General features: G+C 42.3%; 23 protein-coding genes. 18 read left to right on the plus strand and 5 right to left on the minus strand.

The annotated features are described in order from the left end of the window. Positions 1-6 precede the first annotated feature (6 nt). Both QEP06_RS01940 and QEP06_RS01945 read left to right on the plus strand, forming a co-directional pair. A complete protein-coding gene (locus QEP06_RS01940) occupies positions 7-1,161 on the plus strand; it encodes an HlyD family secretion protein (RefSeq protein ID WP_285268838.1) in 1,155 nt (384 codons plus the stop codon). Next, complete coding sequence (locus QEP06_RS01945) at positions 1,162-2,754, plus strand: MFS transporter (RefSeq protein WP_285268839.1); 1,593 nt, start codon at positions 1,162-1,164, stop codon at positions 2,752-2,754. Between the two features lie 679 nt (positions 2,755-3,433). Here the strand turns inward: QEP06_RS01945 and QEP06_RS01950 are convergent. Beyond that, a complete protein-coding gene (locus QEP06_RS01950; protein ID WP_285268840.1) occupies positions 3,434-4,030 on the minus strand; it encodes a T9SS type A sorting domain-containing protein in 597 nt (198 codons plus the stop codon). 477 nt (positions 4,031-4,507) lie between these two features. Here QEP06_RS01950 and QEP06_RS01955 point away from each other — a divergent pair, with 477 nt between their 5' ends. After that, entirely contained in the window at positions 4,508-5,149 is a 642-nt protein-coding gene (locus tag QEP06_RS01955; RefSeq protein ID WP_285268841.1) for a DUF6266 family protein, read from the plus strand. 79 nt (positions 5,150-5,228) lie between these two features. On the opposite strand, the gene QEP06_RS01960 is transcribed toward QEP06_RS01955, so the two are convergent. Next, entirely contained in the window at positions 5,229-5,483 is a 255-nt protein-coding gene (locus QEP06_RS01960) for a helix-turn-helix domain-containing protein (protein WP_285268842.1), read from the minus strand. A 67-nt stretch (positions 5,484-5,550) separates the two neighbouring features. Beyond that, the gene (locus QEP06_RS01965; RefSeq protein WP_285268843.1) at positions 5,551-5,907 is read right to left on the minus strand and encodes a hypothetical protein; all 357 of its coding nucleotides are present in this window, start codon (positions 5,905-5,907) and stop codon (positions 5,551-5,553) included. A gap of 910 nt (positions 5,908-6,817) precedes the next feature. Between QEP06_RS01965 and QEP06_RS01970 the strand changes: the two genes are divergently transcribed. The 15 genes from QEP06_RS01970 (at position 6,818) to QEP06_RS02040 (ending at position 19,654) form a co-directional block, all read left to right on the plus strand. Then, on the plus strand, positions 6,818-7,666 hold the full coding sequence (locus tag QEP06_RS01970) for a hypothetical protein (RefSeq protein ID WP_285268844.1): 849 nt from the start codon (positions 6,818-6,820) through the stop codon (positions 7,664-7,666). A gap of 243 nt (positions 7,667-7,909) precedes the next feature. Further along, entirely contained in the window at positions 7,910-8,728 is an 819-nt protein-coding gene (locus QEP06_RS01975; protein ID WP_285268845.1) for an alpha/beta hydrolase, read from the plus strand. A 452-nt stretch (positions 8,729-9,180) separates the two neighbouring features. Next, positions 9,181-9,495 carry a hypothetical protein gene (locus tag QEP06_RS01980; protein WP_285268846.1) on the plus strand — a complete coding sequence of 105 codons (315 nt, stop codon included), beginning with the start codon at positions 9,181-9,183 and terminating at the stop codon, positions 9,493-9,495. Between the two features lie 161 nt (positions 9,496-9,656). Continuing rightward, on the plus strand, positions 9,657-10,091 hold the full coding sequence (locus QEP06_RS01985; protein WP_285268847.1) for a hypothetical protein: 435 nt from the start codon (positions 9,657-9,659) through the stop codon (positions 10,089-10,091). Between the two features lie 507 nt (positions 10,092-10,598). Further along, a complete protein-coding gene (locus QEP06_RS01990) occupies positions 10,599-10,802 on the plus strand; it encodes a hypothetical protein (protein WP_285268848.1) in 204 nt (67 codons plus the stop codon). Between the two features lie 251 nt (positions 10,803-11,053). Further along, positions 11,054-11,524 (plus strand): glycosyl-4,4'-diaponeurosporenoate acyltransferase CrtO family protein, encoded by a 471-nt coding sequence (locus tag QEP06_RS01995; protein WP_285268849.1) that lies wholly within the window; start codon positions 11,054-11,056, stop codon positions 11,522-11,524. Between the two features lie 360 nt (positions 11,525-11,884). Further along, entirely contained in the window at positions 11,885-13,588 is a 1,704-nt protein-coding gene (locus QEP06_RS02000) for a sensor histidine kinase (protein WP_285268850.1), read from the plus strand. Then, positions 13,585-14,235, plus strand: coding sequence for a response regulator transcription factor (locus QEP06_RS02005; protein ID WP_285268851.1), 651 nt, complete (start codon positions 13,585-13,587; stop codon positions 14,233-14,235). Before QEP06_RS02000 ends, QEP06_RS02005 begins: the two co-directional genes overlap by 4 nt. 109 nt (positions 14,236-14,344) lie before the next feature. Further along, entirely contained in the window at positions 14,345-15,730 is a 1,386-nt protein-coding gene (locus tag QEP06_RS02010) for a glycosyltransferase family 2 protein (protein ID WP_285268852.1), read from the plus strand. A gap of 276 nt (positions 15,731-16,006) precedes the next feature. Further along, complete coding sequence (locus QEP06_RS02015) at positions 16,007-16,567, plus strand: hypothetical protein (protein WP_285268853.1); 561 nt, start codon at positions 16,007-16,009, stop codon at positions 16,565-16,567. Positions 16,568-16,668: 101 nt separating this feature from the next. Then, positions 16,669-17,517 (plus strand): carboxypeptidase-like regulatory domain-containing protein, encoded by an 849-nt coding sequence (locus QEP06_RS02020; protein WP_285268854.1) that lies wholly within the window; start codon positions 16,669-16,671, stop codon positions 17,515-17,517. 138 nt (positions 17,518-17,655) lie between these two features. Beyond that, positions 17,656-18,051: a tautomerase family protein gene (locus QEP06_RS02025; protein WP_285268855.1), complete on the plus strand. Its 396-nt coding sequence runs from the start codon at positions 17,656-17,658 to the stop codon at positions 18,049-18,051. A gap of 45 nt (positions 18,052-18,096) precedes the next feature. Further along, positions 18,097-18,810 carry an acetolactate decarboxylase gene (locus QEP06_RS02030; RefSeq protein WP_285268856.1) on the plus strand — a complete coding sequence of 238 codons (714 nt, stop codon included), beginning with the start codon at positions 18,097-18,099 and terminating at the stop codon, positions 18,808-18,810. Positions 18,811-18,900: 90 nt separating this feature from the next. After that, positions 18,901-19,260, plus strand: a complete 360-nt coding sequence (locus QEP06_RS02035; RefSeq protein WP_285268857.1) for a bleomycin resistance protein — start codon at positions 18,901-18,903, stop codon at positions 19,258-19,260. A 28-nt stretch (positions 19,261-19,288) separates the two neighbouring features. After that, entirely contained in the window at positions 19,289-19,654 is a 366-nt protein-coding gene (locus QEP06_RS02040) for a DUF1304 domain-containing protein (protein ID WP_285268858.1), read from the plus strand. A gap of 184 nt (positions 19,655-19,838) precedes the next feature. Here the strand turns inward: QEP06_RS02040 and QEP06_RS02045 are convergent, their stop codons facing one another. Both QEP06_RS02045 and QEP06_RS02050 read right to left on the minus strand, forming a co-directional pair. Next, positions 19,839-20,435 (minus strand): porin family protein, encoded by a 597-nt coding sequence (locus QEP06_RS02045; RefSeq protein WP_285268859.1) that lies wholly within the window; start codon positions 20,433-20,435, stop codon positions 19,839-19,841. Between the two features lie 18 nt (positions 20,436-20,453). Next, positions 20,454-21,467, minus strand: coding sequence for a hypothetical protein (locus tag QEP06_RS02050; protein ID WP_285268860.1), 1,014 nt, complete (start codon positions 21,465-21,467; stop codon positions 20,454-20,456). Positions 21,468-21,469: the final 2 nt, after the last annotated feature.

Below are 21,469 nucleotides of genomic sequence, written 5' to 3' on the forward strand. Positions count from 1 at the left end.
GCAGAGATGACAGATAACACTACCACCGGCGAAAATATCCAGCCGGAAACAGAAATTACAGCGTCGCCAAAAGAGCAGAAATCCGCAGAGGTTAAGGCTACACCGAAAAAATCAAAAAAGAAATCCAACAGGGTGAAGACCACGGTGATCAATATGCTTGTCTTCGCCTTGGCAGCAGGCGGTTTCTACTGGTTGGTTACGAATTATTTCCACCTGAATGAAGACAACTTTACGAACTCTGCGCAGGTAGAGGAATTTATTAATCCCATAAATACAAGAGTTGCGGGCTACATCAAAGAAATTAAATACAGTGAACACCAAGCCGTAAAAAAAGGCGACACGCTTGTGGTCCTGGATGACAGGGAAATCCGCACCCAACTTGCGCAGGCTGAAGCAGCGTACCAAAATGCACGGGCTTCCAGAAATGTGACCGCATCTGCGGTGAATACGGTTTCGAATAATGTGAATGTAGCTGATGCCAATATTGCCGGTGCCAAAGCCCGACTCTGGAATGCCGAACAGAACCTGAACCGGTACAAAAATCTTCTCGCTTCTGAAGCGGTGACCAGACAGCAGTTTGACCAGGTGAAGACTGAATACGATGCCACACGTGCTGCATATGAAACCCTCATCAGCCAGAAAAATACCGCCTCGCTGGCCACCGGTGAAACCCGCAGCCGCCTTGGAGTGAATGACGCCGAAATAAAAAGAACCGCCGCCATGCTCGATATGGCAAGGATCAACCTTTCCTATACCGTGATTACCGCGCCTTATGACGGAATCATGGGCAGAAGGATGATCAACGAAGGTCAGCTGGTGCAGCCCGGACAACAGTTGGGCACCATAGTACTGAACGGCCAGAAATGGGTAACCGCAAATTTCCTTGAAAGCCAGATGCCTGGAGTGAAGATTGGCGAAAAGATCAGCCTCACTGTAGATGCCTTGGGTGGTAAACAACTGGTGGGCGAAGTAACAGCGATTTCTGCGGCTACGGGATCCAAATATTCCAATGTGCCGGTGGATAATTCGACAGGAAACTTCGTGAAAGTACAGCAGAGGATTCCGGTACGGATAGAATTCACGCCGGACAATAAAAAGGAAGATTTGGACATGCTGCGTGCCGGTATGAACGTGAACGTGACCTTAAACAAAACCAAATAAATGTCGGATTACAATAAAGGCCTTTTTAAAAGCTGGGTACCCAAACCGGTACAGCTTTTACTCATCCTTATCTTCACCACGCTCATTATGGCCATAAATCCTGTTTATACAGGAAACATCAGCCTGATGGTGGGTGATCTGGGCACGCTGTCCGACTGGCTGATGATGGCCAACTTTGCTTCCTTCATCGGGATGGCCACGTCAATGCCGGTGGTGTTAAGGGTAAAAATGCGGTTCCGTACCAAGGAAATCATGACGGTTTCACTGGCAATGACGGCACTGCTGTCTTTTGTTATCGCCACAACCGATACAGCTGAAATCATTGTGGCTTCATCATTTCTTATGGGCTTTTTTAAGATGTTCATGATGATGGAATTCATCCTGCCGCTCATGTTTATTTTAAGTCCCGACGGCAAGAGGGGAAAGTTTTATGCGGTATTCTACCCTTTTTCAATTGCGACCGGAAATATCACAGGATATTATCTCGCTAACCTTTCGTACCACACGACCTGGCAATACGTCCATTTGCTTACAGCCGGAATCTGCCTGCTGATGATCCTTATGGTCGTAATATTTCAGCACAATCAGCGGTTTGCGCGCAGGATGCCATTCTCTCAGATCGACTGGCTGAGTATGGCACTGTTTGCCGGGACATTCCTGTTTATGTCTTATCTGTTTTCATTTGGCAAGACGCTGAACTGGTTTGACTCCGCGGGTATCCGGATATCCTTCTGGGGTACACTCGTTAGTTTTACACTTTTGGTGCTCAGACAGCTTATGCTGAAGAGAAGTTTCGTTTCCTTCGGTATCTTCAGCAAAAACAATGTGCAGAGTGGCTTGCTGATGCTGCTTTTCACGGGCGTGTTTCTGGGCACCAGTTCACTGCAGAATACGTTTACAGTAGGAATTCTGGGTTATGATATAGTAACCAATGCCTCGCTGAACGTCATGATGGTACCCGGAGTGATCCTGGCCGGCGTGGTTGCTTTTTTTTGGTTCAAACATGAGCGACCGATAAAGATGTTTATTTTCTCCGGTCTGGCGGCGTTTTTCCTGAATACCGTCATGATGTATTTTATGATGGTTTCTGAACTGAACTATGAAAGTTGGCTGCTGCCTATGATTCTGAAGGGTTATGGCATGTCGGCGCTTTTTATCGCTGTGTGGTTTTACACGCTGGACCAACTGGAGATTGACGATATGCTGCAGGCCATAGGACTGGTGCTGGTTTTCCGGAGTTTTGTAGCTACGGCCGTATTCTCTTCGTTTTTCGCCTGGCTGCAGTATCAGTATCAGTGGCAGAGTGTAAACAACCTGGCCGTATATATGGATGGGAATACAGTATCGGTACAAAATGCGCTGGCCGGTTATAAAAATATACAGCTTAATGCAATACTCGCGGCCAATAAAAGGATCTACGGTCTGATTGCCATAGCAGCGGTGGGAATGATGCTGTATGTGCTTCAGCATCACTTTGGCAGACTCAGGTTTACAAGGTTCCGGTGGACCCGGGGCAGATTTTACCGGGCAATGGCACACAGGAAAGTCCGGGCTTCAAAAGTGGCGAAGTCAAAGGCCGTTAGGCACCGTTAGTTGGGGAGAAAGATCTGCGGCAGGATTTAGGGTTGCGTTACCTGTTAGTTGCAGATTGTACTTGTCAAAGCTTGTGAATAAGAATACCCGATTTTTTTGAAGGCTCAAAGGCGGGCGGACTTTGCATAACAAGAGATGTAAAGCCTTTATGAATATCTTCTTACTGTTTAGGCTTCAAAATTGTCATGTTTTTCGAACTTATACTGGGCTTCCACAATGGGAAAAGGGTACGAAGAATCTTCGGTATATGTCTTTCGGCGAGACCATCAATCCGCACAACTGCGATACATCGAAAACTCAATGTTTCTACGGGTGTCAGTGACCGGATTTTAAGCAAATGTAATATCCAATACTCCCTTTTTATCGGCATAATTTCTGGCTGAAGAATCAATATAATAAATTGCTTTTTCCACGATACCGGGACCGTCTAGGATTCAGGTGGATGTAATTCAGTTTGTTATGAATAAGTTCGTAAATATAACAAAATGAACAACTGGCTAAAATCACGTTGCTTAAGAAATACAGCCTTCCTCACAGAAACTCTGAGGCTGGTTTTTTTTTGCCATTCATCATTTGGAACTGCTCATTAAGCTGTAATCATTTTCAGGAATATTTTCGTTTATCCTTTTTCTGACCTCCGGAAAAGCCAACCCTAAAGAGGCGGTCGTTGGTTATAATTCTAGTCTTTTTTAATGATGAGCTGGGTTTTTATCGCGTTTTTAGTCACTGTTTTCAAAGTATATATTCCGTTGGGAAATTTTGACAGATCAATACGCATTTCTTTTTTAAAATTCGTATTACTGAAGATCTGTTTTCCGGTCATGTCATATATTACAAGCTGTAAAATGACATTCGCGTTTGCTGATACGTTTACAGTTCCTTTGGTTGGATTTGGAAATACGTTTATTGTACTGTTAACCGCTTGATTGCTGACCGCCAGATCTGTCAGACTGTATAAGTCGTCAATTTCAGCTGCCGTAAGTTTACGGTTATAAAAACGCACATCATCGATGGCGCCCTGAAATTTCTTTCCGATCAGCAGGCCCTCAGCAGACTGCGATAGCGGTGTATTCGTGCTAGTTTTGGTTAAAACATTATCCTGATATAAGTACCAGTTTTTGTTGTCATAAATTAAAACCACATGATGCCAATCCGGATCAGGTTGCGGCGGACCTACCGGGGACCACAGTACTTCGTAACCCATTCCTCCACCTACTACCCTGTTGCCGTCGTATAGTGCACCCTCCTTCCCAAAAAACGTGTTATTCGGAAACAAACGGCAACCGCACCGCAACAAGTCTGCAACAAAACCTCAATTTATCCGGACAAAGCACGACATCACACGACATTAGGTTCAAATCATTGTCATCCGGTGAAGCCCGATGATCTTTACAGAAGTAAGCTGGCTTACTAGCGAAAAAACAGACAGACGCAAACTTTCGGTATCATTGAGCGATAGTAAATAACAATTCATGTCTGCTGCCGGCATTTCGCATGAGACGCAGACGAACCCTTACCTGAGCAGCCAATATAGAAACCTGAACGACACGTAACTAAAACAGAGGAATAAATGCTGCACGAAAAGACAGTAAACAAATAACAGTGAAAAACAGACTTGTTAAAGCGAAAAAGGAAACATTAAGGCGACATATAAAGAACATTAGAGAAAGGTTAACTTACACGTCTTCAAATACTTGCATTCAATAAAAACGCACTCTATATTTGTCCTGTTTAACCCCAAAAAATAAATAAAATGGGAACAATTAAGAAAGGAATCCTCGGTGGATTCAGTGGTACTGTAGGTACCGTAGTGGGCGCTAACTGGCGCGGAATGGACGTCATTCGCAGCCGTCCGAAAAAGTCGGGAAGTATTGCTACTCCCCAGCAACTGCTGCAGCGCGAAAAGTTTGCGCTTGCCATTAAGTTCCAGAACTCGCTGCGCACGATGCAGAAGCGGCTCTATGGTGACAACGCCGGTGTGAGATCGCGCGTGAACCTCGCTGCCAGCCAGCTGCTGCGAGAAGTGGTGACGGATGTGAACGGTCTGGTAACGCTGCAGATGGACAAAGTGCAGATCACCAAAGGTGAGCTGACGGGCTTCCAGGATCTGGCGGTAACGGCGGCTGCCGGTGAACTGCTGAACTTCACATGGACAGACAACAGCACGCAGATGATGGCTAACGCGACTGATATTTTCAGCTGCGCCATTTATGAGCCGGAAAGTGGTGAATTCTTTGTGAAGGAAGGACCGGAAGTACGTACTTCGGCACTGGCAGAGGTGGCATTGCCTGAAGACTGGGCAGGTGCTACGGTGCATGTGTATGCATTCTTTCAGAATGCAGAGCAGGATCTGGCCTGCAATTCCGTTTACCTCGGTTCAGCTGTCCTGATCTGACAGCTCGCCGGGTAACCGGGTGAGAAGATGCCGCAGAAAGCCTCGCTTTCCTGCGGTATTTTTTTTAACATGTGACAGATCACTGATCCTCGAGGTCATCTTGGCGCATAATGATGTCAAGATCATCTGCGAGGTAATAGATTTTACCGCCAAGTTTCTTAAACGGAAGTTTACCTTCTTTGCGCCACCTCTGCAGGGTGCGGTCAGACACGTGCAAGACCTCCATCATCTCTGCCGTGTCATAATACTTGCCCGTCAGTGGGTGCGCGCCACTGTCGTGCTGCCACAGCGGAGATCTGTACGGAGGTCTTTTCTTGTTATCTTTTCTGTTCATCGGTGTTTTGCACCTTTGCCGGGTGCGGGTCTGAATTATACTTCTGTATTTTGATTGTGGACAGATATCACTTTTTTATTACCCTTTGATGAAGTCTGTATATGCCGTCTTCAGGGGTTTTCTTAATGTCATAAATTACCGTTTCTTTAGCCGTGTAATCTACGCCCAGTTCATCAAGCATGGTCCGCGCACTGATGTAATCATACTCCCCGGCTCTGCCCACGGGAAAACTGTTTTCCATGGCAGTTTCGCACATTTGCATCAGCAGCTCATCCTGTTCACCAAAGCCAAACCGCACAAAGCGGTTGCGGCCGGTATTGAGCAGTTCCATTGCGCCTTTCGAGAGTCCAAGTTTACCCGTTTTATGCACGGTAAGTTTTGCACTTCCGCCTCTTGGGTCTGGCTTTATAAATCTTATAATCATCTCTTAATGTTTTTACAAAAATAACTAATGATTTTCTTAATAAACCTCGCTAAAAGATAACTGTCTAATAGTCAGTGTTATAACTTTTCCACAATCTGTAATTGCCGTATATGAGCGGGTTAACGAGGGGTGTGTTTTTTACCAGTTGGAATTAATACGTAACCAATTGTAATTTAGTAACTTAAAAATATACATTTAAAAGCTACTGTAACTTACTATATAAATTAAGATAAAAAGAAAGTGTAATACAATATATTGTAAGATAATTGTCAACAGTAAGAGAAGGAAACATTCGATGTTAATATACTCATGCAAAAACTGTTGCTAATGTCAGGTAGGTGTAGTTGTAGATGGAGCATAAAAGAAGAGAATAAATTCTATCACGCACGACCACTATGGTCACTTTCAATCCGCCTTGTTTCCGGTGAACGGTGACGTAACCGAAAATTCGGGTAGTCAATGACAATTACCCTTAACCGTCAGTCACTACGCTCATTTGTAACATGTATATTTGATGTGAGAGCTAACACCTTCAAGTATAGTTTTATAACTGCCCCTGAAATTGCAATTTGCCGCGGCATAGAAGCAACCCCTCCGCTCCCGTCAGACATTTCGAGCAAACTTTTCATACCTTAATGCAGGATAGCGTTCCTCCGGAATGCTGAGGTACTGATACGGGATGAAACCTTTGTGCTTGTCGGGTTCTCGACCAACGAACTGCAATTTAACGAAAAAAGTATGTGTGCGTGTGAAAGGCACGATGCAGAATATAATCTAAAATGCGCACCCGTTTTAAGCGTTTACAACTGGTTTCAATTAAATAGGTTGCTAACAATCAACTTATTAATAATGTGTTTTTATTTCCGGTGGATTTAGGTTATTGCTATATTTGAGAGTTGTCTGCAATTTTATGAAAAATGCCGTCCAAATAACACTTTTATTAATTTCAAATTTGATTTTTTCTCAACAAATCAGTTTGAACAAAACTTATATAAGAGATTCAAATCCAAAATTTAAAACTGTTGCAATTCAACTGAAATTTGAAAATCTTAAATTGGACTCTTTAAACTCTGTGGAATTGAGTGGAAATGCAGAAGCAATTTTATCAGATCCAAATAAATATTTCTCTGACGATTTTTATACGGATAAATATTTTGAAAATAAGGAAAATAATTATGATATTGTTTTTGATTCATTAAACAAAAACTTGAATTTTATTAAGAGTATAAAAGGCAAACTAAAATATGTTTCACTTTCTGAATCAAACAATTCTATAGTGAAAATCCTAATTAAAAATGAAGAATCTCTTATTTTTGAAGATAGCAAAACGGGAATAAAAATTTTTATGTTCGACGCAAAAAATCTTGACGATATTTATAAAAAGAAAAGAGTTTTAAAAGCATATCTAAAAAATGTGTCTTCTAAAAACAGTCTTGACAAAGAAATTTTCAGTGATGCAATTATGAGTTTTCTAAAAGATAGATATCAATTTAAAATACCTCAAAATTTATCTGAAGACAAAGTGTTTTATGTAGAAAATCCTTCATATAAAGTGATTAACTTGGAAATTTATGATACAAATAATATAAAGTTTTCTGAAATATCAAGTGAATATCACAGTGAAAAATGGACAACTTGGGAAAAAAGATATTTTGATGGAAAAAAATTACCGAAAAACTTCTTTGTAAAAATATTACTTGAAAACCCTGAATCAATTAAATATATAGATTTTGAACTAAAGAATATTGAACTGAAATAAAAAAACTGCAGACAACATGGGTTTTGCAAGATGCGGGGTTGAAGTTGCCCTTTGGAATATTCTAAATATTACCCGCAAAAAACCATTTCATTTTTTTTTGAAAAAATGAAAATGGTTTTTGCTAGAGAGCAGTTTTCCTCTGGAATTTCGGTTATCATTTAGCCCGCACCTCGCAAAGCCCCGAACCGTTATACGTCAGCTTAAAACGACATCGTAAAAACAATCAAACTGAAAACAGAAAACATGAAATTTATTTATTACAACTTTCTTTTTATACTTGTAGCATTGACAAGTTGCTCAAACGCATCACAACCGAACGACCCTATTCCAAAACACGGAACTTTTAAGATTCAATCTAAACAAATTGGAGAAGAAAGAGTAATCAATGTTTGGACACCCGAAAATTATAAAACAAGCAAAGACTCTTTGCCCGTAATGTATATGGCAGACGGTGGAATAAAAGAAGACTTTCCACACATTGCAAATACTATTGCTAAACTGATAAAAGAAAACAAAATAAAACCTCTAATACTTGTAGGAATTGAAAACACTCAAAGAAGAAGAGATTTAACTGGATTTACAGAAGTAGAAAAAGACAAAGAAATTGCACCTGTTGTTGGTGGTTCAGAAAAATTTAGAGCCTTTATCAAAGACGAACTTTTCCCAGAGATAAACAAACGATACAGAACAACGACTGAAAAAAGTATTATTGGAGAATCTGCGTCAGGACTTTTTGTAATGGAAACATTTTTCTTGACACCTGAAATGTTTGACAATTATATCGCTTTTGACCCTTCACTTTGGTGGAACAATCATTATTTGGTAAGGACAGCAAAAGAACATTTAGTAAATTTCCCAACAACAGAAAAACGGATTTGGTTTGCAGGTTCAAATGCAGAAGATGTTTCGCCCTTTACAAATGAATTAGCTGAAATTTTGAAGGCAGAAAATATAGAAAATATTAAATGGAAATTTTCTGACGAACCAAAGGAAAAGCATACAACAATTTTTAGAGCAACAAAAGAAAAAGCAATTATTTGGACACTAAACAAAACTGAATAAAAAGCCGAACGCACAACAGCAGTTTGGCAAAATGGCGGGTTCAGTGCTAAATTGAAAGTAAGTGCTTCTAAATCCGCCACTTCGCCAAGCTGCGAACCGTTGTACGAGATTTCATGAAAACCAGTCCACAATGAAATATTACATAAAAAAATATATAATTCTTTTTTTAGCAATTCAGTTTTTGTCCACACTAATTCCTGTGATTTTAAAATTTGTTAATCCTGACATATTTACAAGACAAATTTCGAACGAGGTAACCGAGACTTTTGGAGATGGGTACTTTCAATTGATTTCCAGATATGTTTTAAATATCATAATTATTATATATATGTCGAATGATATGAACAAACTGAAAATGAGAAATATTTGGCTTCTAATTCTGACCTTTTTTTCAGGATTTACAGGAATAATATTTTTTCTATTTCTGATTTTCGAAAACAAATTAATCACAAATGAAAACAGGACTAATTAACTACTTGACGAAATATATTTGGCTTATTATAGCAAGTTCGCTACTATATATTCCAATAAATTTTTTCGTGCCAATTGAAATGGAAAACATAATTAAATTATCTGAATTTAGAGGATATTTTGATTTCGGGATAAGAATAATCATAGCAATATTACTTTATAATGATTTTAGCAAAGAAAAACTTCAATACAAATATTTGGGAGTTTTTGCGAGTTTATTTTACGGAACTCTTGGAGTTATAATTTTTTCATTATTATTTATGGAGAATAAAAAAATGGAAAAAGATACCGAATAAAAGAAACCTCGTACAACAAGGTATTTCTATTAGCGGGTATGAAGTTTTCATTGAACATTTTCGCGGTTAATTCAGTTTTTAGCAAGGAGAAAGTTTTCGTATTTTAAGCCCGCCTGCAGAAATACCCAACCGTTACGCGCAATATTACTGACGACCGGTACATGGACAAGACAACACTTGATAACATACTTGAAAAACATAAGGCGCAACCTGTTGGACACGGTTACATTGACATCATTGTTTCCCGTGACAACTACAAAGACTTTATTTCCGACCTTGTGACATCTGGCTATAAAATTGACAGCGTAAGTTGGTGGGAATGGTGCGAGGACAAAAAACAAAATGAATATGGACTTGGTGGACCTGAAAGTGTTTTTTATAAAGGTTGGTTTTCCGAAATCCCTGTTAACGTAGACGACTTTAGTGTTTCAGCAGACACGACCAAAGAAAATATTATCCAGGAAATTCTATCTAAAATTGAAACAAAAACAATTTCATTTTCAGACGAGACAGTAACATTTAAAGCAAGTAACTGGCTGACACCAGCAATTTGGTTAGACGTTCCTGACGACTGGAGAAACAAATACAGCGCCTAACATATTCTATGACAAAAACCACGCAAATACTCCACTAATTTACGCTGCGAATTTGTGCAGGTTGACAAAGTTTGATTTGCGTTGTATTACAGCAAGGATTATGTAAACCATTTTACATTTGATATTGTTTAAAACCAGCATCGTGTGCTTTTCCCTCGTCTTTTTTCCTGTGGTAATATGCCTTTAGTTCAGGATCCTATTTTATTGCAGTGAGTGCGGCCATATGCAGTAGCGATTACCTCTTTTTTATCCGCCAGTTGGCTGACCCTGGTTTTCCCCTTGACGCTCGTTCCGGAGGTGTGTTCGAACCACCGTTTTTCGCAACACCAATCCCAAAAATTCCCTTCCCACGAAGGGGGCAAAAATTCCGCGAGTTTATGACGGGATGGTTCTGTCTGCACTGCCGCACTCCTGCCCCTTAAACCAAAAATGTTTCCGTACTACCGTCCGCCTACCGAAAAACATCCGTGCGGTTTTATAATCTTTGCTGCACAAGACTACGGCATTATGAAACCCCGATCTGTCCGCCTCTGCATCTACCCAAAAGACATCCAGCGTATCACCGGCAAAAGCGAGCGCTACAGCAGGAATCTGATCCACAACATCAAATCCGCGCTGGGCAAAGAAGAACATCAGGTCTTAACCGTCCAGGAATTCTGCACCTACATGGGCCTTCCGTTTGAGGCTGTAAAAGAACCCATCAGAGATTAGCATCCCATCGTCATTACGACCGCAGCAAAGCACCCTCTCCAAGAAAAATTTACTCAAAAAGTTGAGAAGATATGCATGGCGGATACCTTATTTTTTTAAATTTGAGTTTTTAGAGCCATTATGTGCAGTTAGACCACTCCATGAGAGAATTCCGTGGGTTTCAATCCGGAATATGCACCGACCGATTAAGCGGTATTTTGAAGAAAAAAAGAGATCAGTGAATCCACTTGCAAAAGCGTTAATCCCATTTTATGATTTTAAAATATATAAGCTCAGGTTTCTCTCTCGTATTCATTTCTTTCATCGTGGGTATGCTGATGACCTCCCTCATCCGAAAAACAGGTTTTTACCGTACGACCCTGTCGCACCTGAACTTTATAAAAGAAGACCAGCTGAATAACCTGCTAGGTGTGGGCGTGGTAAAATGGGTGATAAAAAATACCTTTTTCAAATTTCTTAATCAAAAGATAAAGATGGACACTAAAATGAGTCTTTCAGACCTCCAAAACCTGCGAAACGAAATGACCAAGGCAGAAATTGACCACCTTTTCGCATTCGTGTTTGTGCTTGGTTTTGTCGCGGTGCAGTTGAGTGGGCAGCAGTATCTTTATGCAGCGATAATCTTATTCTTAAATTTGTTGATGAATTTACATCCCGCCCTTATTCAGCAACAAAACAAAAGAAGGCTTGACCGGTTGCTCGTGTGGGTTAGCAGGCAATAGATTTAACACCTATGTTTGATTTAACAACATCACGGGGTTTCTAAAGCGAGTACAGAAGGACAAAATAATAAGACCTATCAGCACCAAAGGGATGGTGCCTCTTCTTGTACTTTACATTATGGGTTTTCCGGCAAAACTTCTCACCGCAGCTAAATCCATTCGGTTTTTTTTTAAGTTAAATAAACAGCGCCCGCCACACGCACCGGATATGGGCAGGCATGGCCTTTTCCCCGCTTCATATTTTTGTATCTTCGCGTTCGTATATATTTCTGCTACTTCAACACACGCGGAAATGGCAGGCCCCGGTTAAGCCCAAACAAAAACCGGTATACAAATTCCTGCTGAGCATACCATCAGCTTATGACGGAAACCAAAAATACCAGAGCGCTGATTCATTATTCACTGATTGTGGCTACCTTGATCATACAGGTGGTCATTGCGGTTTTCATCTATAACGAATATTTCAACCAGAAAAAACTCGAGTCGATCGAATCCCAGCTCCGGGACAGCCGCACCCTGGAAAGGGCCGCCGGACAGGCACGCGCCGACTTGTTGCAGGCGCAGGACAACCTTAGAAAATACAGCGACAGTCAGGACAAGGAACATCTCGATGCCTACTTTGCATCATTGCGCAAACTCAGCAGAAATCTGGACAGTATCGCCTCTTCACCGCAGCTCAAACCTGAACTGGCTGCGCTCATCCAGGCCCGAAAAAAGCAGCTCGATACCCTACCCGATCTTGACAGAGTCATACAGTCCGTGTACACAGAATCCCGGAAACCGCGTGCGGAGCGAAAACCGCTGGTTCTCAAAGATTTCAAGATTGCACCTCCGGAAACACGTTTCGATCTGAAAATCGAAAAGCAGGTGGATACGGTAGCGAAGAAGCCGTTTCTTTCACGGCTGAAAGACGCCATCAACAATGAATCTGAGGTACAGCGCGAAGTGGTGCTGGTTACCACGCGCCAAAGTGATACCATTAACACAATCAAGATCAAGAATGAAGTGGACAGTGTGCTGAGGAACGTACAGGAACACTACCGCAGTGAAATTAAGACCTATGAGGCCGGCCTGCAGAGTACAATGAAGCAGAATGACAACCTGTACCGCACGTATGACCAACTGATGTGGATAAGCAACAACTGGATGGAGGTTTATACTTTCGCCGTTGGCGATCTCAGCAGGGCACTGCAGGATCAGTTCGATGAGCAGCGTTCGGAAAACCGTGAAATCCGCAAATATCTGCTGACGGGACTGATGTTTCTGATGTTCCTCGTGTTGATGCTTATCATCTATTTTACCCGTCAGTCCTATTTGTATCAGCGTGAACTAAAACTGGCCAATGAGGAGATCAACAGCAACCTGAAATTCAAGAACCGAATCCTCGGCATGCTGAGTCATGAAGTTCGGGCACCGCTGAAGATCATCAACCTTTTCATAGACCGGATCAGTAAGAAAAACAGTGACGAACGTATCGAAGACTATCTTCAGTCAATGAAATATACGAACAGTTCGCTCCTGCTGCAGGCTACGCAAATATTGGAGTATGCAAAGAACCAGCAGCGTGGACAGACGGTCAATGCGGTAGCGTTCGATCTGTACAGCGAAACCGAAAGAATCCTTACTGCTTTCCGCCCTTATATAGAATCCCGTAACAATGAGTTTACAGTGCAGAACGGAATTGCCGCAGAAACGGTCGTGTTTTCAGATCATATTCTGATTTATCAGCTGTTTGTTAATATTCTGGGCAACGCGAACAAATTCACCGAAAACGGGAAAATATCAGTCCGGACTTGGCTTGTGGAGCAAAACCATTCTGTTCAGATGCACGTAAAAGTGGAGGATACAGGCAGCGGCATTTCCAAAGCCGATTTGAAGCGGATCTTTGATCCTTACTATCAGGGCCGGACCTTTAATAATGTGGAAAATATGGGTGCCGGCCTGGGGCTGAACCTTTGTCGCGAGACCGTGGAACTGCTCGGCGGGCGCATCAGTGCGGAAAGTGAACTTGCTGAAGGCACAAGCATTTATTTTTATATTAATTTGAATAAATCCACCCAATGACAGACCGAAAACCGGTGTTTCTTTTAGGAGACGATCATCAGATCGTAAGACAGGGAATGGCATTAATTGTAAAAGATCTTTTTCCCGGAGCAGAAATAAAGCATGCTTCTACGCTGCGGGAAATCCTGGAGAAAGCTGGTGAAGGCTTTCTGGACGCGGCAATTCTGGATGCGCAGTTTCCGGACGGAAATTCGGTGACCATTTTAAAGAAAATCCGCGAACTGCAGCCGGATGCCCGAATAATCATTTTTTCAAGTGCTGAGGAGGAACATTATTCATTAAAGTTTATTGCTGAAGGCGCAAACGGTTTTCTGAGTAAACTGGCAGAAGAAGCTGAGATTGAAACCGCACTGCAAGAACTGATGACCAGGGGCAGTTATTTTTCACCGATTACTCAGCAGTTACTGGCACAGGCCGCCCTTAACCCGGTGGGTCCGGATCCGCTGGCACGGCTGACAGACCGTGAGCTGGAGGTCGCGGATCTGATGGCTGAAGGGCTGGGAAATCTGGAAATAGCCAATAAGCTGGACCTTCGGCAGAACACAGTAAGCACTTTTAAAAAACGTATTTTTAAAAAACTTGATGTGGAAACTTTGGTGGATTTTCTGGAGGTGATGCGCATTCACAGAGAAGAACCGCGTAGATAAAAATCTACAACAGGACAGAAAAACATCGGTGCCTTCTGTGCGGAAAAAAATCGTCACTTGACCTTTCTTTGTAGGGAATTTTTGAAATTATACTACATAAAAAGGTTAAATGAAAAATACAGTCCTGCAGGATAACACTGCACTTCCCATAAGCCGCATCCGCTTCATTGCGCGGTTGCGTTCACTCAAGAAAAAAGAATTTGGCGTGCTTATCGGCGCACAGATCTTGATGTTCAGCGCCATCTATGCCGTGAATAATTTCCATCCCTACTTCGAGGAACTGCACTTCCAGCGTATGGAAACATTGCCGGGCAGAATTCTGGTGTATTTCCTGCTTGGTGCACTAGTATTTCAGGTGTGTTTCCTCGTTTTTGTGGCAATCCTTTTCATGCGTTACCGTCCGGTCACCGGAGTGTCCGACGGTGATTTGCCATCCTGCACCGTAATTGTACCCGCCTACAACGAAGGCAGTCTTGTATATGATACCCTGAAAAGCATCGCCGCCAGTGACTATCCGCAGCATAAGATGCAGGTGATAGCGATTGATGACGGAAGTACCGACGACACGTGGTCCTGGATCCAGCGTGCACAGAGCGACATTGGCGACTCCATCACCATTTGGAAACAGCCCGAAAACCGAGGGAAGAGACATGCGTTATACCACGGTTTTAAATCGGGTAACGGTGAGGTTTTTGTGACCATTGATTCAGATTCTGTCGTAAAACCCGATACCCTCCGCAATCTTCTGAGTCCGTTCGCAGTAAATGAAAAATGTGGCGCCGTCGCGGGAAATGTGAAGGTGCTGAACCGTAATCAGGGGATGATCCCGCGCATGCTGAACGTAAGCTTCGTATTCAGTTTCGAGTTTATGAGGGCTGCCGAAAGTTCCCTGGGATTTGTTCTCTGTACGCCCGGCGCGCTGTCGGCCTACCGCCGCGATGCTGTGGATAACTGTCTGGAGGAGTGGATGAATCAGAAATTCATGGGTAATTACGCCACCATCGGGGAAGACAGGGCCATGACCAATCTGATCCTGGAACAGGGCCTAGATGTTCAGTTCCAAAGAAACGCTGCTGTCCTGACAAATACACCCGTCGGTTTTAAAACATTACACAAAATGTTTACGCGTTGGGGACGGAGTAACGTAAGGGAAACGTTGAAGATGAACCGTTTTATGTTTAAACGTTTCCGCGAGACCAACAGAACCGGGGCCCGATTTATCTTCCTTCACCAGTGGATGAAACTGCTGATGGCTTACCCACTGATGATTCTGATGATGTATTTCCTGTTTACCCATCCGCTGCTTTACGTAAGTTCCGCACTTACCGGCACCTTTATTTTCTCGAGTATACAGATGCTCTTCTTCAGCCGGAATTATCCTGTGGGTGACGGACTCTGGGCTTATCCGTACAGTGTCTTTTATCTCTTCGGATTATTCTGGATCTTCCCCTTCGCCATTGCCACCGTGAAGAACGGCGGCTGGCTGACCAGGTAACTGATTAAAAAAAACAGCCGGGAGATTATCTTCCGGATTTTTTTTGGCAATGTTTGGGCTGCCGGGAGTCTGTCCGGACATCGGTTTTACATCACGACGGAAAGTCCGGCAAACTTCAAGTTCATTTAGTAATTTTCAGAATAGAAAAAACCATAAATTAAGATGCAGTATTTTTATCTAAGTGCTTGAGTTAAATGTGTATATTTGAGAGTCAGCAGAAAACAAATGTTAAATAAAAATGTCTGTTTCGAACGTCTCCTCAATCACCCACTTCTTATGAAAAATTTAAAAATATTATTTCTGCTTATTCCGGGCTTCTTCTTTTGTCAGAAGTATTACGAAGTGGGGAACACCTACTGGATATATAAAAGTCCCGATCACTATATGCTGAAAACAGACAACTTTTTGGAAGCGGCAGAGGTGGGTAAGAAGGTTTTGGAAAAGCAGGATAATATAAGATTCAACAGCGACGAAAAAATCCTTTTTTCCGTGGCCAGGAATGTTGAATCTCCTTACAATATTATTTTCTCAAGTTTTTTCCCGAATAGAAATCTGCAGAAGTTCGGAAATGAAATTTACAGTGATAAACTGGTGCAGGTTTTTGAAAAGACTTTTCGGGATCTCGGAGTCGAAGCCACGATCACCAAAGAAAAAGTGGGCATAGATTCCCGGGAATTTTATCTTATTAAATGTGACATCACCAGCCCGCTGAAGTATAAAAACTATTTCTTCTTTACTGAGATTGATGATCAGGAACTACAGATCACCACCATATTTGATAATCCGCAGGACGAGGATCTGATATTAAGGTCAGTGTATGAATCAAAGTTCAAATAGAAGGTGGTACGGAAAACGTCATAAAGCGTTCCGCGACCTTGCAGAAAATGTTCGCCTCCCGATAAAACTCCCGGCCCATGGCCGCATTAAACCATTTAACTATGAAAACAAAACTTACCCTCTACTCTCTTTTAGCCTCCGGCCTGTTCCGCGCGCAGGTGATTTCCGGTAAAATTTTATCCAATGACAACAATCCTGTTCCCTTTGCCAGAATTGGGGTCGTGGATGAAAATATCGGCGCGGTGGCTGATGAAAGTGGAAATTATAAAATTGACCTGTCTGCCGCCGGGCAGGATAAAGGGTTAACAGTACAGATGGGCGGTTACGCATCTTTTACTGAGAAAATAAACGATTTTGTAAAGTGCGGCAACTACACCATCCGGCTGACCGAAAAAATAAATGACATTGAGGAAGTAAAGCTGACGCCTGATACTTTTGAAAATAAAAACTGGGGAATAAAGACGAAAGCTAAAAATGTCGGTTTCTGGTACAATTCGCGCGGAAATGAGGGCGGAAACTGGAAAGATGAAATTGCAGTGTCTTTTACAAACCGAAAGAAAGTGAAAATTGACAAAATCAACCTGAATATCAATCAGTTTGATACCGACAAACCTGTGGTGCTGAGTTTTAATATTTATGCTGAAGAAAACAACAGACCCGGAAAATCAATTCTATCGGAAGTTCTAACGGTACAGGTCTCGAAAGACCGGATAAAAGACGGCACCTTCACCTTTGATATCAGTGACAGATCGTTGTGGGTGAATAACCAAAACTTCTATGTTTCTACCCAGATCGTAAGCGAATACAGTGGTACGATAGGGTTCAGCGCGGCATTGCTGGGCGCGGTGTATGTAAGAAGTTATTACGAGAAATGGCAGAAAATTCCGGTTGCGGCACCCGCGATCAATATCGACGTGAAAGTGCGCAAAGAAAAACGCCACACGGCGTAAAAGTTTTCGCGTTGAACAGTTGATTAGCTGTACTCCTCAGCATGCCTTTTCGTCATAGCAGCACAATATCGAAACAGGTCCATAAAACTGCAGTGAATCAGCTGCCTTTTTTTTAACACAACAAAAAACCCTCTAATTATGCCCGCTATCTTAATAGAAGTAAGGAAAGACTACAGTGAAACCGAAGGTAACCAACTGATTGATGCCGTGCATACCGCGATGGTGACGGCCTTTCAGATTCCGCCGGAAGACAAAACGGTAAGACTGTTGGTGCACCCGCCGCACCGTTTTGCGGTTTCGCCCACAAAAACCCAACCCGAACTGTACACGATGATCAGCATCGACGCTTTTGCGGGACGGTCAATAGATGCAAAAAGAAAGCTCTTCAGCGAAATCGCGGGTAATCTGTTCGCTTTGGGCATTCCGAAAGACCATATTCTGATTGTGGTGCGCGACAGTATGAAGGAAAGTTGGGGTGTTCAGGGCGGCCAGTCCGGCTACGATGTTAATCTCGGTTTTAAAGTGGAGGTTTGATTTGGTATTTTTACTGAAGTTTTTAAATATCAATAATGACTTCCTATGAATTTTATCAGAATTATCGCCGCCCTCGGCCTGGTGGCACTTAGCGGTTCCCACATTCAGGCACAAAAACACAATAAAGACGTAAAAGTAATCGGGCAGATGAAAAACGTGATGTGGAAAGGAGAACTTTTCGGAAACATTCACCTCGACACCATTGCCAACAAAAAAAACCTGTACGGCTTTGGACCTGTGGAATATCTGTCCGGCGAAATTCTGATCATCGACGGCAAATCATACAAATCTACCGTTACTTCTGATACAGCGATGAAAGTTGAAGAAACCTACGACATCAAAGCGCCGTTTTTTGCTTACGCCCATATTTCAGACTGGTCCGAACAAAGTTTGCCGGAAACTGTACAGAACCTGCAGCAGCTCGAAACTTACCTCGATTCCATTACCAAAGATTCGCCTCGTCCGTTCATGTTTAAGCTGAAAGGAACCGTAGAACAGGGGACGGTACACATCGTGAATTTGCCGAAAGGCTCAAAAGTGAGTTCGCCGGATGAAGCGCATCAGGGTCAGGTCAACTATGAACTACAGAACGAAAAAGCGGACATCATCGGGTTTTTCTCCACAAAGCATAAAGCCATTTTTACGCACCACGATACCTTCCTTCACATGCATCTGATCACGAAAGACCGCCGACAAATGGGACATTTGGACAAAGTAATATTTAAACCGGGCACCGTGAAACTGTATTTGCCAAAGTAATTGTGGGATTGCTTGCGCTTGTATGTTTATAGGAAAAAGATCAACCTGAATTAATAAGCCAGCTAAATGACGACGGATAAAAATAAAAAAATGCTGACACACGTACATCCTAAATTACCGATGCGCGGCAGGGCTGCCACCGTTGCGTTTTATGTGGATAAATTAGGCTTTCATGTGTTTCTAAACGAAGATGATGAAGGCTATTTAATGGTGGAGAAAGACAATATACAAATTCATTTTTTTGAGTTTAAAACGCTTGATCCGGAAGATAATTATGGGCAGATTTACCTTCGTACTGATGATATTGAAAGGCTGTATCAATCTTGTTCAGATCAAAATGTAAGCATTCATCCGAACGGAAAACTGCAGGTAAAACCGTGGGGTCAGAAGGAATTTTCTCTATTGGATCCGGATAACAATCTGCTGACATTCGGACAGTCGGCTTCATAAAAATTACATTTCATTAAAAACAATCATCATGGAACTTCTGTCAAAAATCCTGATCGGACTTGTTGCTCTCGAGCATCTTTACATCTTGTACTTCGAAATGTTTGCGTGGGAAACCATAGGCAAGAAAACTTTCCGCTCGCTGCCTGCAGATCTGTTCACGCCTACCAAAGGTCTTGCGGCGAACCAGGGTCTGTACAACGGTTTTTTAGCGGCAGGTCTCATCTGGACATTTTTCATAAAAGACACTGAGTGGAGCAGCAATATCGCCATTTTCTTTCTCACCTGCGTAGTCGTGGCGGGAACATACGGTGCACTCACGGCGAGTAAGAAAATATTTGTAACTCAGGCCGTGCCGGCCCTTCTTGCGCTGGTCGTACTTCTTTTGAAAAACTAGAATTTCCTTTGGAAACAGGTCAACTATTTTTGTTTGAGCCTCGAAATCACCTTTAGCAGGGCCTCTGCCTTTTTTAGCTGTCGGCTAAAACTGGGTTATTATAAATACACGCAAAATTTGCGGACTGTTTAAAATAAAAGAGAAGGTGTACAACCCTCTCTTTTTTAGCAATAAAATTTTTATTCTAAATTCTCTTCCTAAAAATCATATAACCTATTGTAAGGCCAAAGTTGGAGTTCTTGATGTAACTGTCCGTTTCTCCTTCAGGATAATTCAGAATGTTAGCTAAACCTTTGGTATATCCGGCCCTCAAAGTAAGTCCTTTCTCAAATACATAACCCACTCCTACATTGATTCCATAATCCGTGTTCTTATAAGAATAGTCTCCATCGTTGATCTTCAGTTCTCCCCGGTCGGTTTCAGCCCCTATAAGATAGCTGAAATAACCACCGGCAGACACAAAGAAACTGCTTCCTACAGGTTTCACTTTATACACCAGTTCAACGGGTAACGACACGTATGACAGCATAAGCTGATCTTCAGTCTCCTCCAGTTTCGTACCGTATAAACCCGCGCTGAGGCCCGGATTTACAGAGAATCTTGCATCATTTAGCTGAATCCACTGCACGTAATTAAATTTTACCATCGGCCCATAGCTGTGGTTGGCCTGTTCGCCCTCTACCCTTTCGTCAATTTTTGAGACACCACCGGTGAGACTTAATTCCTGCGCGGAGGCAAAAGTTGATGCGGCCAGCGCTACTAACGCTACTAATTTCTTCATGTTCATAGTTTCTATTATTTATTTTGTTTTTAGTACACGTGTCGTCAGTGACATTTTCCAACGTTTACCCTTTTCATCCTTATAGACATCGCGGAAAAGCGTTATGTTTTTACCATCAAAAGACCACATATCCTGCCCTTCTGGAGATGAATATTTTATATCGTTCGCACAGTTCTGAAGAGTATCCTTTTGCTCCTGAATATGCTGAAATAACGCCGCCTGCGCACTGTTCATGTCGAGGTTTCCTTCCCCCTGACTGTTATAGTAAAGAACCTGTTTCTGAAAACCCACGACCGTCCCGTCCTGCACGAAGACAGCGTGGACAGTCTTGTCGTAAATGGGTTTGCCGGTGGTAGCGTTGTAAGGAAAGACAAAATTCTTTTTATCCTCAAAGTTGATATTTTTTGAATAGTAAATGTACACTGCTGATCCCTGTGATCCTTCGCTTACTTTTGCCGATTTATACTTGCCGGTAAGGATATCAGGATATTGTGCTTGAAATTCTTCGATGCTCACTCCTGTCCGTAAGCTCTCGAGGGTATATTCTTTAAAGTTATTCTTGCATTCCTCCCTGAGTTCCTCCTCATATTTACGTCTGGCCTCGGTTTCATCTTCCCTGCGTTTTTTCTCTTTCAGCCAGGCCTTTTTATCTTTGATCAGATTCATTTTTTTAAGGCTTTCCCCCTCTGCATATATTTCTTTGAATTTATCATCCAGCCCGTTCTTTTCGGTCGCTTTCAGGTACTTTTTAATGTTGTTATCCAAAGATACATAAAGGTTGTACTGCTCTTCGTCAGCGTAAAAACTGTAGGGGTTAAAAAGATTTTTCTGAGATACAATGCGCAGATACAAAGATTTATCCGTCATCCCGCCAAGTACCTTTTCAAACTCATTCACTTTTTCGATGGTCTGCTCAAAATCCCGGTTATTAAAGGCAATTTCTGCTTCTTCAAATTTTAGCTCAGCCACTGCATTCTGGGCCGCGGCAAAACCGTTCATTAACAGAAATATATAAAGTAAAAGGATTCTCATGT

This window comes from Kaistella rhinocerotis, from assembly GCF_030243905.1.
Classification (GTDB): Bacteria; Bacteroidota; Bacteroidia; order Flavobacteriales; family Weeksellaceae; genus Kaistella; species Kaistella rhinocerotis.

Bases quoted from the DNA above. Each gene is read 5' to 3' on its own strand.
- QEP06_RS01945 (WP_285268839.1), top strand. From the start codon at position 1,162: ATGTCGGATTACAATAAAGGCCTTTTTAAAAGCTGGGTACCCAAACCG.
- QEP06_RS02045 (WP_285268859.1), bottom strand. From the start codon at position 20,435: ATGAAGAAATTAGTAGCGTTAGTAGCGCTGGCCGCATCAACTTTTGCC.
- QEP06_RS02000 (WP_285268850.1), top strand. From the start codon at position 11,885: ATGACGGAAACCAAAAATACCAGAGCGCTGATTCATTATTCACTGATT.
- QEP06_RS02050 (WP_285268860.1), bottom strand. From the start codon at position 21,467: ATGAGAATCCTTTTACTTTATATATTTCTGTTAATGAACGGTTTTGCC.
- QEP06_RS02030 (WP_285268856.1), top strand. From the start codon at position 18,097: ATGAATTTTATCAGAATTATCGCCGCCCTCGGCCTGGTGGCACTTAGC.
- QEP06_RS02010 (WP_285268852.1), top strand. From the start codon at position 14,345: ATGAAAAATACAGTCCTGCAGGATAACACTGCACTTCCCATAAGCCGC.
- QEP06_RS02020 (WP_285268854.1), top strand. From the start codon at position 16,669: ATGAAAACAAAACTTACCCTCTACTCTCTTTTAGCCTCCGGCCTGTTC.
- QEP06_RS02040 (WP_285268858.1), top strand. From the start codon at position 19,289: ATGGAACTTCTGTCAAAAATCCTGATCGGACTTGTTGCTCTCGAGCAT.
- QEP06_RS01995 (WP_285268849.1), top strand. From the start codon at position 11,054: ATGATTTTAAAATATATAAGCTCAGGTTTCTCTCTCGTATTCATTTCT.
- QEP06_RS01955 (WP_285268841.1), top strand. From the start codon at position 4,508: ATGGGAACAATTAAGAAAGGAATCCTCGGTGGATTCAGTGGTACTGTA.
- QEP06_RS01965 (WP_285268843.1), bottom strand. From the start codon at position 5,907: ATGATTATAAGATTTATAAAGCCAGACCCAAGAGGCGGAAGTGCAAAA.
- QEP06_RS01990 (WP_285268848.1), top strand. From the start codon at position 10,599: ATGAAACCCCGATCTGTCCGCCTCTGCATCTACCCAAAAGACATCCAG.
- QEP06_RS02025 (WP_285268855.1), top strand. From the start codon at position 17,656: ATGCCCGCTATCTTAATAGAAGTAAGGAAAGACTACAGTGAAACCGAA.
- QEP06_RS01975 (WP_285268845.1), top strand. From the start codon at position 7,910: ATGAAATTTATTTATTACAACTTTCTTTTTATACTTGTAGCATTGACA.
- QEP06_RS02005 (WP_285268851.1), top strand. From the start codon at position 13,585: ATGACAGACCGAAAACCGGTGTTTCTTTTAGGAGACGATCATCAGATC.
- QEP06_RS02035 (WP_285268857.1), top strand. From the start codon at position 18,901: ATGCTGACACACGTACATCCTAAATTACCGATGCGCGGCAGGGCTGCC.
- QEP06_RS01940 (WP_285268838.1), top strand. From the start codon at position 7: ATGACAGATAACACTACCACCGGCGAAAATATCCAGCCGGAAACAGAA.
- QEP06_RS01985 (WP_285268847.1), top strand. From the start codon at position 9,657: ATGGACAAGACAACACTTGATAACATACTTGAAAAACATAAGGCGCAA.
- QEP06_RS01970 (WP_285268844.1), top strand. From the start codon at position 6,818: ATGAAAAATGCCGTCCAAATAACACTTTTATTAATTTCAAATTTGATT.
- QEP06_RS01980 (WP_285268846.1), top strand. From the start codon at position 9,181: ATGAAAACAGGACTAATTAACTACTTGACGAAATATATTTGGCTTATT.
- QEP06_RS02015 (WP_285268853.1), top strand. From the start codon at position 16,007: ATGAAAAATTTAAAAATATTATTTCTGCTTATTCCGGGCTTCTTCTTT.
- QEP06_RS01960 (WP_285268842.1), bottom strand. From the start codon at position 5,483: ATGAACAGAAAAGATAACAAGAAAAGACCTCCGTACAGATCTCCGCTG.